The sequence below is a fragment of the Actinoallomurus acanthiterrae genome (genome assembly GCF_054775715.1).
The window spans coordinates 6,555,993-6,571,051 of sequence record NZ_BAAHCO010000001.1; the positions used below are offsets into that span (position 1 = coordinate 6,555,993).

The 15,059-nt window shown below is 72.5% G+C and carries 2 protein-coding genes (1 of these 2 only partly in view); both read right to left on the reverse strand.

The window, feature by feature from the left end:
- The gene (locus ACYVF7_RS31010) at window positions 1-11,466 is read right to left on the reverse strand and encodes a protein-glutamine glutaminase family protein (RefSeq protein WP_460347714.1); all 11,466 of its coding nucleotides are present in this window, start codon (window positions 11,464-11,466) and stop codon (window positions 1-3) included.
- Window positions 11,427-15,059: the final stretch of a WXG100-like domain-containing protein gene (locus ACYVF7_RS31015; protein WP_460347716.1), read on the reverse strand. The gene runs 12,177 nt beyond the window's last position; the window shows 3,633 of its 15,810 coding nt (coding positions 12,178-15,810); its start codon lies off the right edge, out of view; the stop codon is at window positions 11,427-11,429. The genes ACYVF7_RS31010 and ACYVF7_RS31015 overlap by 40 nt, the downstream gene beginning before the upstream one ends.

A 15,059-nucleotide genomic window follows, 5' to 3' on the forward strand; every position in this document is an offset into this window, starting at 1 on the left:
TTACGGACGCCGGTGGTGTCGAGGAAGGTCACGACACCCTGCTCCAGCACGCGCCGGCGTCGGACCGCTCGACGTGGGGCCGCCCTCCTCGGAGACCGGCAGCACGAACACCCGGGCGGTCTCGCCCGGAAGCGTGATCGGCGGCGGGTTGCGCCGGCCCGCGAGGACCCGGCCCTGCCTGCCCGAGTGCTGAAGCTCGAACTTGATCTCCAGGTCCCGCGTCACCTCGAACTCGTGGGTGGGCCCGTCGAACTCCATGAGCTGGGGAAGGTTGGTGAGGACGCTCATCGCGTCGCTCGCACCGGCGCTCCGCTGGTACTCCAGGCCCATGACAGCGCCCTTGAGCACCTGGTAGAGGCCCCGCACCTTGAAACCCAGCGCGATCTTGCGCGAGTGGGAGACGGACATGCCGGCGCTGCTCATGCCCATCACCAGGTTGACGATGCGGTAGTCCTCCGCGGAGCCGAGGTACCGCGGAGCCGAGCCGCTCCCCCGCGCCGTGATGGTGACCTTCATCGAGTCGACGTCCCAGTCGACTCCCATGCCGCCACGCCGCTTCTTCAGCGTGAAGACCATGCCGTCCTGGTGGAGCTGGTCGAAGTGGGAGCTCAGGCCTCGGTCGGAGGCGAACTTCTCGATCTGCCGGCGGATGTCGGCCAGGCTGTCGAGCTTGTTGCCATGGCCGAACCGGGAGTAGTCCGCGAAGGGGTGGTCGGCCCGGGCGGGCAGGAACCCGTACCTGCGGGCCATCGTCTTGACCGCGTCCTGCACCCGCTGGATCGTGCCCTCGGACCAGAACGGCAGGCCCGTCCCGACGCCCTTGGCGTCTTTCAGCCACGGCGGCGGCGCGGGGTGATCGGCCGGGTCCGCCGGCATCTCACGCTTGCCGAGGCGGCGGATGTCGCCCTCGGCGTACGGCCGGGTGCCACCCGTCTGCGCACCCTTCAGCGCCTCCGCGTCCACCGGCAGACCGTGCTCGTACGCCATCGGTTCCGGCACCCGGACCAGCGCGTTCCCGTCGATCGGGCGGGTCGTCCCCGGCTGGGCGCGGCCGCGGACGCTGACCGTGACCCGGTGGCGGAACGACATCCGGTACGCACTGGTGTGGCCGACGTAGCGCGGCACCACGACGAACAGCCCGACCTTGCCCGCCGAGATCGAGTCGGTGTTCGACGACGAGTAGGACAGGTTGAAGGAGACGCCCATGCCGACGTCGGTGTTGTGGAACGGCTGCAGGCCGAAGTCGACGCTCGGGAACGTCAGCGTGCTGCTGTTCGTGATGCTGTGACCGCCGCTGGAGCCGGAGATGAGGGTCCGTACGTTCTCGATGTTGGAGTCTTTGCTGGTGGCGCCGACCCGGGCCGTGCCGGCCAGCAGCTCGGACCGGACCGACACCGTGGCCACCGGCCGCCCGTACTCGTTGTGCAGGTCGAACTGGTACCCGCCGTCGGCGTTGTTGACGGCGGCGTCCAGATGCATGTTGAGGTTCCACAGCTTCTGGAGCAGTTCCTTGCGGAGCTGACCGCCCACCGGCATGTCCAGTCCGCGCTGCCGCAGCTCCGCCATCGTCGCGTCGAACAGCTCGGGGAGATGCGACAGGCCGGAGGCGAAGAAGTACGCCGGGAGCCGCCCGGTCTTCACCGCGTCGCCGGTCGCGGTGACCTGGGCCGGCGCGGTCCCGAGGTAGTTGTCGGGGACCCACACGAGCAGCTTCTCGTCGGTCGGGTCGTCGACCCGGTGCACCGGGAGGGTGTCCCAGTTCCCGCCCGGCCCTCTGCGGACCTGGAACGACCAGTGCCCGGTGTAGGCGAGCAGCGTGTGACCGCCGCCGGCGACCTCGACGTGACCGCCCTCGGCGTCGGCGATGTGGGTCAGGGACCGGTTGGACTGGTTGGCGGTGCCCGACAGCGAGACGCCGACCCTCACGACCTGGAGCGCGAAGGGCGTCGCGCCGATGCCGAAGGACAGCGAGATCGCCCCACGCGTCGCGCCGGTCTGCCCGGACACGCTCTGGGTGTGCGCGCCGGTCGCGAACACCGAGTTCACCGTGCCGCCGGCCGTGTGCTCGCCCTCGACCGGCGGCAGGTCCGACACCTTCCGCGTCGAACCTCCCGGGTTCTGCACCTTCTGCGGGTCGGTGGCGTCGAGCCTGACCAGCACCTCGGCGTCGCCCATCGGCACCTGCAGGCCCTGGTGCAGGTGCGGGAAGTTGGCCAGCAGCCGCTGCGGGAGCAGGTCGACGTCCTCCTGCGTGTAGTGCGCCCCGATCCGATCCAGCTCCTGCCGGATGCGGGCGACCGCCACCATGATCTGCGGCAGGTCCTCGCGCGGAACACCGGCCCGGACGACCATCGGGTCCACGGTGACCGGAGTCACCTCCACTGACCCCGCCGGTACGGCGGGCTCCGACGGCTCTGTCGGCGCGGGCGGTCCCGGAGGGGCGGGCGGCGCCTCGCCATCGGCTTCGGCCTCGGCGTCCGGGGGGAACGGCAGCGGATCCGGTTCGACGACGGGCTTCGTCTCGCGCTCACCTTCGACCGAGGTGAGCAGCCCCGGGGTGACCGGCAGGCCCTCCCGGTCTCCCGGGATGAACATCCGGAACCACTCGTCCCGGCGGGGTTCCTCCGTCCCGGTGTCTCCGGAGGGGCGCGAGAGCAGGTCGCCGGTCCGCCGATCGAACATCGCCTCGTACGGGGTGGCCACCACCGGCCCGTTCAACGCCCGCGACACGGGCTCGGCGACGCTCGCGCCGTTGTTCATGGCCAGGAGCGGGTGCAGGCCGGGCGCCAGCTTCTCGATGGCCTTCGCCATCGCATAGGCCTTGAACTCCTGCTCACGGGCCGTGGCCAGGCCGTCCTGCGCTTCGCCGACGACCAGCACCATCCCCTCGGGCACGACCTCGCTCAGCCGGGAGAGCGTCTCGACGTCCCGTGGCAGAGCGGACTCGCCCTGGCCGGGCAGCCACAGCGCCACCGTTCGGTCGCCTGCCTTGCCCCACTGGGTCTTCGCGACCGTCTCGCTCGCCGACTGCTCGCGCAGTACGAGGTCGCGTGCGAGGTCCTCGCCGGCCGTGTGTCCGGACCGGGCGATCTCGGCGGCGATCAGCTCCCGCCAGTCCCGCGGCGCCCGTTCGAGGGCCGACCCGATGAGCGCCGCCCGGACGATGGCAGCGGTCTCCCGCCGGAGCTGCGCGCGCCGGACGTCGGACAGCAGACCGAGCGTCGCGCGAGCCCGGCCCAGGTCGAACCGGCCCGCACTGGTCAACTCGTCGAGGACGCGGGTGTCCGGCAGGCGCGGCAGGCCGAGGATGTCGGCCGCCAGGTCGGCGGCGGCCCGGTGACCGGCCCAGGCGATCTCCGCCTCCGTCAGCAGCAGGACTCGCTGGAGACCCCGCGCCGTCGCGCTCTCGTCGTCGGGGGCGATGCCGGTGAGCCGCCGGATGATGAGCCGGGCCTCGTGGCGAATCTGCGGGTAGTCCGCCTCCTCGTTGCCCCGCAGCAGGTCGATCGTGGTCCGGGCGACGTTCTCCCGGGCCCCGTCGATGAGGACCCGCGGCACGAGCGGCTCGTCGAGGTCGTACATCAGCCTGCGCGCGAGGGCCTCACCGGCCGCCGCGCCCGATCGGGCGATCTCGGCCGCCACCAGCAGGCCCGCCTGGTCGACCCGCGAGGCCTCGCCGCCGGAGTCCCGCACCGAGGGGATCCGGCCGCTCAGGTCGCCCACGAACGTCGCGGCCTGCCCCATGACCTCGGCACGGCGCCGCTCCGTCAGCCCCGCCAGGACCTGCCGCGCCCGGCCGAGCGGGGTCGAGGGCACGGTCTCCCCCGTGCTGATCGCCCTCCGGGCGCGCTCGCGATGCGAGGCGGTCAGCTCGCGGGCGAGGCGCTCACCGGCCTCCGGCCCCGTACGGGCGATCTCGGCCGCGACGCGCAGCCCGGCCCAGTCCTCCCACGGCACCCGGCCGCCGGGGTCCTGGAGCGAGGGAACCCGGCCGCTCAGGTCACCCACGAGCATCGACGCCTGGCCCATGACCTCGGCACGCCGCTCCTCCGGCAGCCCGGCCAGCACCTCCCGCGCCCGGCCGAGCGCGGTGGTGGGCACGGACGGGGTGACGGACTCGGGAGGCGCCGGGGTGGTCCCGGTCTCCCGGACCGGGTCCGGGGTGGACGGGGGAAGGGCGACCGTCTCCTCGGGCGCGGGAGGCGTGAGCGTCTTCTCGGGCGCGGGAGAGGTGGCCGTCTTCTCGGGCGCGGGAGAGGTGGCCGCCTCCTCGAGTTCGGTCCTCTCGGCCTGCGGTTCGACCTCGCCCCCGGCGTGCTCGGTCGCCCGAGCGGTGACCGGGGTTTCGGGCTCGTCAGTGATCTTCTGAGGCGCGGGTGGGCGCCCGGTCACGGAGGCGTCCGCCTCCGTGCTCGTCTCCCGCGCGGACGTCGGCCGCGTCGGCTCTTCGAGCATCGTGACGGTGCCGTCGCCGGAGCGCGTCGCCAGCAGCCCGCCGGTGCCGCCCGCCGACAGCGCGCGGCCGCCGCCCTCGGTCCGCGTGTCGGTGACCTGCCCGAGGGTGACGATTCTGGCCTTGGAGAACAGCGCAGGGGGCTGGACCTTCACAGGCCCGCGTTCCGCCCGCAGCCGCTGGGACTCGGCGCGGATGTCGTTGTCCAGGCCCGGAATGCCCGCGCCCCTGCCGTCCCCCTCGCCGAGCAGGTGGCCTGGGCCCGCGAACGGATCCCTCGACGGCCGCTCGGTGATCACCGGGTCGGCGAAGGTCCTCGTCAGGCCCGCGAGGTGAGCGTCCGCGTCGTTCTCCTCGCCGAGTCTCCGGCCGGGCGAGGAGAACGAGCCGGTCTCACGTGCCTGCTCGCGCGAGTACAGGTCGGCGAACGTCATCGCGTTGCCGGCCCCGTACCCCATCCGGGTCGCGGACACCGGGCGCGCGCTCCCGCCGGACGGTTCGCTCTCGTGGACCGACGTGACCTCGCCGGACGGTTCCTCCTCGCGGGCCGGAACGCCGTCGCGGGCCGGCACGACCTGGCCGGTGCGCAGCCGGTATCCCGGGGCCGCCAGCGGATTGCCCGGTCTGGCCGGCGGCGGGGTCTCGTGGGGGGCGGTGAGCGTGTCCCTGTGCGCGACCGCCCACGCCGCACGGGCGCCCCTTTCGAACCCGCGAATCCCCGTACCGTCGCCGGCGCCCAGCTCACCGCGGAAGAACTGGTACCGGCCGGTCGGGTCGGTCCAGCTCAGCAGCGTCCCCCGGCCGGTCTCGGCGGGGATGGGGGGCAACGCGAGACCATCCGCGTCGAAGGGGATGGGGGGTGGTGTGAGGCCACCGTCGACCGGTCCCTCGGAGCCCGAGGGAATCCCGGACGGCGGCCCGTACGTCCCCACGCCGCCGGGTGCACCGCCGGCCGTGTTGAAGTAAGGCGCGTCCGGATACTCCGACGCCGGCACGTCCCAGGTCAGCGTCTCCTGCGCGGGAAACTCCTCCGTACGGCCGTCGGGATGGACGACCCGCCACGCGCTGGGCCGGCCGTCGGCCCGCGGCGCGAGGTGGAAGTGCCCCGACGCCGTCACCGCGACGGCGTGGGTCACCCGGTGCATGACCATGCCGGCCGCGTGGGCCGTCGAGCCGAGGTCGTCCTGGCCCGTCCGCACGGGAGTGCAGACCAGGACCACGTTGTCGGTGTACCCCAGGCTCGCGAGCCGCCGCGCCGCCGCCTTGATGAGGTCCGCGCGCCCCGCCAGGTCGACGCCGTGGCCCGCGGTGAACGCCGTCCGTGCCGTGGTCGTGAGCGGCGGAGTGAACCGCGCTCCCTGCAGCCGTCCCTCCGACCAGCGCCAGACGATGCCGGTCATCTCGCGCAACCCGCCGTAGAACGACGCGCGGAGGGACCAGTCGAACGACGGGAAGAGGTGCAACCCGACGAGTTCCCCGTCGGAGTCCGTGATGCGCTGCCACGGTTCCTCGCCCGGTGCGGCGGTGAAGATCCGCCTGCGCAGGGCCGGCGACCACGGCGCCCGCGTCGTCCCCTCGTCGGCGCCTTCGGCCGGGGCGGAAGCCGGCGCGTCGTACGTCAGCAGGTGCGGCGGTGTCAGGTCGGCGAGCAGCTCCCGGTCGCCGGTACGCTCGCGCGGGCCGAGTTCCTCGTCGGTCCAGGCGTACAGGTCCGCCGCCTCACCGGACAGCGCCTTCTTTAGTACCGCGGAGCGGGGGTCACCGCCGAGCCCCGCCCGCAGCACGTCGAACAGCGGCTGCGACATGGCCGTGCCCCAGGAGATGGCCGCCTGGAGGAACAGCCGGTGGTGATCCGGTCCGAAGCCGAGCCGCCGGTAGACGCGGAAGAGCCACTCGGTCTGGTCGGGCGGCAGAAGATGCACGTGGTAGCCGCGGACGTCGCGCATCTCGGTGCGCCACTCGTCGCTCCGCTGCTCCCGGGCGCGCGGGACGTCCTTCCACAGTTCGGTCAGGGCCGCGTGGTGGTAGTGGACCGCCTCGTAGATCCCGGTCATGACGTCCTGGAGCGTCCACTCCGAGTCCTCGCCGAGCAGCCGCTCCAGCTCGGTCCCCGAGGCGACGCGGAAGCCGCCGGCGGCGGCGTCGGCTCCCATGCGGCGGGCGAGCGTGGCGTACAGGCGGCGGGCGGCGTCGCGGGCGGCGTGGAGCAACTCCGGGTCCGCCGCCAGTACCCGCCCGAGGGTGCGCTCGTACACAGTGCGCGCCGAGGCCCAGGAGGGAGAGTCGTAGACATGCCCGAACCTGACCGGCGATTCGGGGAGGGTATCGGCGTCCTCCGGACGCGTCAGATCCGCCGGAATGTCATCGGCGGTCGCGGGCCGGGCCTGCGGCGCACTCGTCCACCGCGGCCAGTCCGGCGGCGGAGACGGCACCGGCGAGGGCTCTTCCACCACCGTCTCGGACGGCACGGTCACCTCGCCCGCGTTCGCGGACAGGGAGGTACGGGCGAGCGCGTCGGCGAGTTCGTCCACCGATGGCTCCTGGCCGTCCTCCTCCGGCGGGAAGAGCCTGTGGGTCAGGTCGTCGTACCGCTCGCCGAGCACCTCGCGGAGCGAGCGGTCGAGGTCGGCATAGCGTACGAGCGTGCCGCGCCTCGGGCTGGCGCCCCCGAGTTCGGTCTCCAGCCGGAGTGCCGCCTCCTCGGCCGGTGTGCCCGCGCTCCGCAGCTCCTCCAGGACGCGTCCCGCGTACCGGGCGTACCGGAGTTCCCGCATCGCCACGGCGTGCTGGACGAGAGTGCCGGTCCGCTCCCGCATGTTCGCGTCGGCCTGTACGAGATTGCCCGCGTTGTACTGCAGGGGATGCGACTCGGCGTGTGCCTCCGTGATCACCGCGACGGCCCGGCCGATCGGATTGGACACCCTGTCGGAAAACCACCAGGAGGCCGGGGCCTTGTCGAACTCCTCCCACAATGCCTTCTGAACGTCGTCCAGCGCGCCGGTCAGGAAGAGGTTGCGGTCGTTGCCGGGATCGACGCCGATGGCGGTGAGCCACTCACCGGCGGTCAGCGGCCCGCGGCCGAGCGCCGGGTCGAGGACCATCCATTCCGGACGACCCTCCGCGTCGTGGGCCCACACCACCGCGGCGATGTGGTACTGCCAGGGAATCCGCACCGGGTCGAGGGAGCCCGGCAGGTCGCCGGAGCGCAGCCCCAGCCCCCAGCCGTCGGTGCCGGCGGCGGTCACCGTGATCTTGCCAACGGGGGCACCCCACTGCAGGAGCCGCAGCGCGACCAGATGGGCTCGGAGGTAGCAGCCGTCGGCGACGTGGTCGGTCGGCACTCGGACGGCGCCGAGCTCGTGGTGCTGGAAGCTCAGGTCGGTCAGCAGGTCGTACCACCGCCCGACCTGCGCGTACGACACCGGCTCCGGCCGGGTCTCGCCGAACAGGCTGTCGGCGGCGGCCAGCGGCCAGACCTCGGCCCAGCGGTGCCAGGCGACGCCGCCGTGCTCGCGCTCCCACAGGTCGTTCAGATGCCGGTCGATGGACGCGCCGTAACGGGCCTGATAGGCCTCCTGAACGGCCCAGGCCTGTGGCAGGTCCTCGCCGAGGAGGCGCAGCAGGGCGAACGCGCCCTCCGCGTCCTCATGCTCCACCAGCACCGTGTGCAGGTTCCCGACGAAGGCCTGGACCTGCGGCAGCGAGGCCGGCGACGTCTTCGGAGCGACCGCGATCGGACCGGGCGGCGGAGCCCCGAGAGTGAACTCCGAGACCAGGCCGAGCATCCGGAGGACGTCCTCGACCAGCGTCTCCGGCGCACGTCCCTCCGCGACCGCGTCGTCCATCGCCTCGGCCAGTGAGGTTCCCCCGGTCCGTTCGCGGAACGCGGCGTCCAGCGACTCGGCCGTCCGGTCGTCCCCGAGCGAGCGGCGAAGATGAAGTTGCTCCACGACCGCGGACTGATCGACCGGGTCGCCGGCCAGCAGCGAGGCTAGGCGATCGGCGTAACCCTCCTCGGACGGTCCGGTCACGACGACAGGGTCGACCGGAGAGGGCGCGCTGACCGGCCGGGCGGAGAGCGGCGCGGTCTGGTCCGAGAGCGGGATGAGGACGGCCGGGCCGCCCTCCGCCTCCACCGGCGTCAGGTGGATGCCCGAGGGCCCGCCGACGAGCGTGTACGGCGTGACCTCGAACCCCGGTGCGCCAAGGACCTCACGCAACCGATCCGCGTTGGCGACCTGACCGACCCAGCCACTGTCACCCCGCAGCAACGCGCCCGTCGGACCGTGGAAGAAGTCATCGCCGAACCGCAGCCAGCCGTCCGAAGACAGCGTCCGCCCGTCCGGAAGCCGGACCCGCCCCACGTCACTGACCTCATAACGGACCGGCACGGACCGGAACTCGAGCGGGCGCTCGTACGTGAACCACCGCTCCGCGGACTTACCCGTCCCCGCCGGCGCCGGAGCGGGCACTTCGGTCAGCCCACCGTGACGCGGCCCCTCGACCGTGAACTCCCGGCCGATCGGCCAGCCGGCCCGCAGCGGATCGACCCCGGTGTCCCGCGAGCCCCCGCGAAGACCGCCCCTCCCCATCGCGCCGATCGACGGCTCGGCGGCGGCGAAGACGCCGTCATCGGATCCGTCGACCGACATCTCCGCCACGGAGGACTCGTCATGGACCGGGGATTCGAGCGTCATCACGGCCATGGGCCCGCCCGTCGACGGGTCGGTGTCCGCGCGAGTCCCGGCGACGGAGAACTGCTCGCCGTCCAGGATGTAGTACAGCTCGCCCAGACCCGCCGCCTCGGCGAACCGGCCGGCGACCTGCACGGTCTCCTCTACCTGGTAGAGCTCCACCCGGCCGGGCCCGGCATCCCGCTCGACGCGGGCCAGTGCGTCCTCGGCCGACCCCCACACCGGGTGGACCGGCGGCACCGCCACCGGCTCGCCCGGCTCGGTGGCGGGCGACGACTCTGCCGACCACCACCTCGCCCAGTACACGACCCGCTGATCCTGGTCGAGGCGTACGGCCGCCCGCCGAGCGAGCTGCCACTCCAGGTCCGCGATCGGGTCGATGCCCTCGGGCTCCAGGCCGTCGACGCTCAGCAGGGCGGCGACCTCTCGCAGAGTCAGGCCCTGCTCACCGGCCGTTCGCTCGATCTGTCCCGGACCGGCCGCTTCCTGGAGATTCCTGGGGATGGACGGCGCCACCAGGTGGTCGTGCACCTGCAGATGCGGCTGCGTCAGCGCCGCCGCCTCCTGCGGGTCCGCGAGGTCGGCACGGCGAACGAAGGTCCGGTCGGCCCATTCGTAGAGGTCGCCCGCCTCAGTGGTGAGCACCGAGCGCACGGGTTCGGCCCCGGGCCCCGCGCCGTACCCGGCCTGTTCCCAGGCCGACACGACGTCGTACAGCGGATCCTGGTGCGGCCGGAGCACCCGCCAGCCGATCGCCGCCCCGAGGATCCACCGGCCGTCGGAGTCCGGTAGCGATTCCCGGTAGACCGAGAACAGCGCCGTAAGGCGGTCGAGCGGCTCGTCGGCCAGGCGGTATCCGCGCGACTCCCGCATCTGCTCGCGCCAGGCTTCGTCACGCTCTCCGGGGGCTTGAAGTCCGGCGCTGCTCCGTACGTATCCGACCGCGGTCGCGAGGGCGTCCATCGTCTCGTGCACGCCCCACTCGGGGCCGCTCAGCAGACGTTCCAGCTCCGCCGCCGAACCGACCGGCCACCGCTCCGTCGCGAACCAGGACGCGGCGTCCCCGAATCTCGCGGACAGGTCCTGGTGCAGCATGCGGACGCCGGCGGTCGCGGCTTCGAGCGCGCGCGGATCCTCCGCCAGCGATGAAGCGAGGGCCGTCTCGTAGCCATCACGAACGCCGGGCCAGGTTTCGTAGTCGTAGACGAGGCCCAGCCGTACGGGCGCGTCGAGAGGGCCGGAGTCGTCGGGCGAGCTCGACCGCGGCGACGGCGTGTCCGCCGTCTCTATCTCCCGCGCGCGTTCGACCGATGGCGCCAGGACCGGAGCGCCCCGGGCCGATGGCATGAGCGAGCCGGTGCCGGCCTTCGGCGGCACGACCCGCAGACCGCCCTCGCGAGGCCCGCCGACCGCCGGCTCCCGCCCGATCGGCCGACCCGCCGCGATCGGATCGGCTCCGGTGTCCCGCGCCCCCCCGCGAAGATCGCCCACCGGCCCGCCGAACCGGCCACCAGGCGCGAATCCCGTCCTTGAGAGGAGGCGCGGCTTGCCCAACTTCTCGTGGAGGAGCAGATGGGGCGCTCGCAACGCCATCTTCGCCCGCGCGTCCGTGATGCCGGTGAGGGGGGTGAACGCCGCGTTGACCCACTCGTAGAAGTCCGACGCCTCGCTGCGCAGCGCCCAGCGCGCCTTCTCGGTGCCGAACCCGGCACGCTGCCAGGCGAGCACGATGTCGTACAGCGAGTCCCCCAGCGGCACCCGCCAGGAGATCATCGCCGCGAGGATCCCCCGGCCCTGATCGGACTCAGGCAGCGGATTCGGGTGGTTCGCCGCCAGATTCCGGTACGCGGAGAACAGCTTCTCAACGTGGTCGAGCGGCGCGTCGCCCAGACGGTAGCCGCGCACCTGCTGCATGGCCGTGCGCCATGCCGCGGTACGGCCCACGGCTCCCTCGGCAGGGTTCGGCGGAGCTTGTCGTCGCACCGCGGCGGCGAAGGCGGCCATCGTCTCGGGCACGGCCCAGTCCGGCCGGGCCAGCAGGGCTTCGAGCTCCGCCCGCGAACCGACCGATCGTTGTTCCGTCGCGAACCACGACGCGGCGTCCTCACCTCGCGTGGCCGACAGGTCCGCGCTCAGCATCCGTACGGCGCCCCGCGCGGCGACGTACGCGCCCTGGCGACGGGCCAGGATCGAGGCCAAGGCCTTCTCGTGGCCTTCGCGGAGAACGGGCCAGGCCGCGTGGCGATAGACCATACCGAAGAGGACGGGTGGTGGAGAGGTCAGCGGGTCCGCGGGCGGGCGCGGCTGCTGCGACGACACCGGACCCGTCTCGCTCTGGCGGGCGTGTTCGGCCGGTGGCTGGAGGCCGGCCTGCCGGCCACCGCACCCGGCTCTTCAGCCGACCCGGCCGCCCCATGTCGAGGGCCGCCACCGGTCCGAGCGACCGTCCACGCCGGCAACGCGGACACGACGCGGAAGCCGGGCGGGGGAAAGAGGCGGTTCAGCTCCTCCACCGTGGTCTTCTGCAGGAACCCCGGGACGGTGCCCTGCCGGAGGTTCGGCCGCCCGGGCTCTCCTTCGGGGAACACCCAGTGGCTCAGGATCTCCTGGCGGCCCTGGGCGTCACGCGTGCCGAGCGCCAGCGCGACATGCGCCAGGGCGCCGAACACCACGAGATGCCCGGCGGGGACCTCCGGCGTGATCAGGCCGGTCCGGGGATCGACCTGATGGGTCGTGAGATCGCCGGCGAGCATCGACCGCGCGAACGCCTCGGCGTACGCGTAGTCCGCCTCCCACATCGCGCGGGAAGGCGACACCACGGCCAACTGCGTACGGAAGACCTCGGCCGTCACTCGAGTGGCGTCCTGATGGATCCCTTCCAGCCATGCCTTGTCGACGGCCCCGGACCGATGGGCCGTGAGCAGCAACGCCTCCCAGCAGTTCATCGCGCTCCGCGCCGACGGCATGGGGCCCTCACCGCGGATCCATTTGGCGAAGTCGTTCGTGCCGCGCGGCGTGGTCGTGGCGAGTTGGAAGCCGTCCTTCGCGTCGAACGACGAGGGCACCCACTTGTAGAGGCCCACGGACACCAGCCCGGCCTGCAGCACGCGGTGCGTCCAGAGCCGCACGGTCGCCGGATCGAACGCGTAGGCATTCGCCACGGGACCGCTCGAAGCCTGGCCCCGTTCCTCCTCCGTCGCGGCAGCGGTGATCCGTCCGGTCCGGACCGGCGGTGACCATCCCTCCCCGGGGGTCAGACCCCGCTCTTCCACCGTCTCGGTGCCCGGCGTGCGTTTGGCCGACGGCTCCGGGCCGGCCTCGTCATCGGCGGCACGCTTCAGGCCCGAACCGCCCGGTGCGGATGCGGCGGGATGAGACGGACGGTCGTCCGGCCGGCCGACGACCTCGTAGACCGACGAGGCCGCGACGGTGTCCGCGGCGCCGCTCTGTTCGGTGGTCACCACCATGGCGAAGGCCGGCGCGTCGGACGACTCCAGCGGGTGGTCCCGCACAACGCCGGTGGCGTCCACCACCGACTCGATGATCTCGAGGTACCGCGCCGGCATCTCCTGGGCCGGGTCGAACGGTCCGCCCGCCATGAGCCCGTCGAACTTGACCGCCGAACGCCGCTCCATCCGCCGGATCCCGTCGCTTCCGACGACGGTCAACGTCGCCAGCCGCCGGAACAACGACTCCGGATCCACGTTCTCGTCCGGCAGCCCACCGGCGTGCGACGACTCATGCGCGAGGACGACCAGGAAGTCGCGCAGACCCCAGTGCCGGGCGTCCGGACGCGTCAGCTCGAGGTCCGGGGCGTCCGCCGTCCGTCCCGGGCGGATCTCGACGGCCTCCCCGTGATCGGGGGCGACGGCCAGCTTCACTGCCATGAACAGCTGGTCTCCCGACTGCGGGAGCTTGTATCCCCGGTTCACGTGTTTGTCGTACAGGCGGTTCAGCGACGCCTGGAGAGCCCTGACGTCGGCCTCGGTCACGCCGAACATGGGCTTGACCGGCAGCGTGACGACATGGACGCGGACCCAGGTCCCGTTCTCCGCCTGGATGCGCTGCACGTTGACCCGGATCAGCGTCTCCCACGCGGAGCCCTTCCCCGACTCGCCCGCGAGGAAGTTCACCTTCGGGTCGTACCGCTCCGTCGCGACCTTGGCCACCGGCGCGTCGAACCGCCGGTCCAGCCACTCATCGGGACTCGCCGGCCGCTCGACCTTCGCGCCCGGCTCCTCCACCGGAACCGGCACACCGTTCCGGGGGTCGGCGTCGGTACGGGTCACCGGCCACGCCGGTGCCGCGGAGGTCACGGTCGTGGGGAGGTCGTAGAGGGCCATCACCTCCTGGAGCTCCTCCACCGTGGTCCGCTGCAGGAACCCCGGACCGGACGGAAGGGTCGTCGGCCGCCCGGGCTCTCTCTCGGGGAAGTTCCAGTTGTTGATGACCTCCTGGCGTCCCTGGGCGTCCCGGGTTCCCAACGCCATCGCGACGTGGTTCATGTCGCCGAACACGACGAGATGCCCGGGCGGGATGTCCGGTGTGGTCAGCCCGGTCAGGGGATCGACGTCGTGGCGTGCGAAGTCGCCGGCCGTCATGAGTTGCTGCAGCGTGCCGTAGTACGCCTGGTCCAGCGCGTCCGCCAGCGCCCCGCGGTCCGACTGGCCGGCCCGGTGCGCCCGGTAGACCACCCCGATCGCCGCCCGGGCGGCCTGGTCGTGAATCCCCTCCAGCCAGCTCCGGTCGACCGCGCCGGTCCAGTGGGCCGTGTGGAGGAACACCTCCCAGCAGTTCATCGTGCTCTGAAACGACAGTGACGGACCTTCGCCGCGGAGCCACCGGACGAAGTCGTTGGTGCGGCCCTCCCACTCCCTGAAGAGCTTGAAGCCGTCTTCCGAATCGAACCCCGACCGCGTCCACTCGTAGAGGCCGGTCGATTGCAGCGCGGCCTCCAGGACCCGCTGCTTCCAGTCCAGGTCCGTGGCCGGAATGAGCGGGTAGACGTCCTCCTCCGCGACGCTCGCCGCCGGCCGCAGGTCCAGGGGCGCGGACGGATCGGCATGGGTCGGCGGACCCGTATGGGCCGGGGCGGTCTCCTCGCCCACGGTCTGGTCGAGCAGCCCCAGGGCGTGCTCGGCCGGGCCGGTCCCCGAGGCGCGCCGGGCCACCACCGAGTCGAGCTCCCGCTGGATGCTCGCCTGCAGCCGGTCCACGGCCTCGCTCCGTGCGCTGGGCTGTCCCTGCTTGACGTTCCGCCACCGGTCGATCGCGCGCAGGACGTCCCTGAGCTGCCGTTCGTTGAGTTCCAGCCGGGACGGGTCCAGGCGCCCCTCCTGCTGCCAGCGGTCGAGTGCCCGGTCGATCTCGCCCAGGGCCGCCGAACGCGGGTGCAGCGTCCCCAGGCTCGATTCGACCTTCCAGTCCTCGACGATGTCCCGGTGGAAGTCCGTGGCGTGCGGCTCCGCGTAGTGCCACAGCTTGTCCCAGTAGTTGGTGACGAGGTCCTGGACGGCCTCACCTTCGATGAGGTAGCCGAACTCCGCGAGCTTGTGCGGATACAGGTTGTCCGATCCGACGTAGTAGACGGCGTCATCGGCGATGTAGACCTTCGCGTGGTTCGCCGGCTCCGGAACGGTCTTCTTCGACATGGCGAACTTCGAGCCCGGCTCGTACCGTCGCGCGATGGTGCCCGCGGGCGGGTCCGGCCACGCGAATCCACGCTCGCTTCCGTCGCGATCGGTGAAGACGAAGGGCGCGACCTTCACCCTCCGCAGAGCGCTCTCGATGAGTTCGTCGCGGTCTCCCCGCGCCTCGGGATCGGCCACCGTCCGGACGAAACGCTTGATCATCGCGTACGTGCCGGGCGCGCCGAACCCCCAGCTGTACGCGCCGTTCACCGCGCCCGCCTT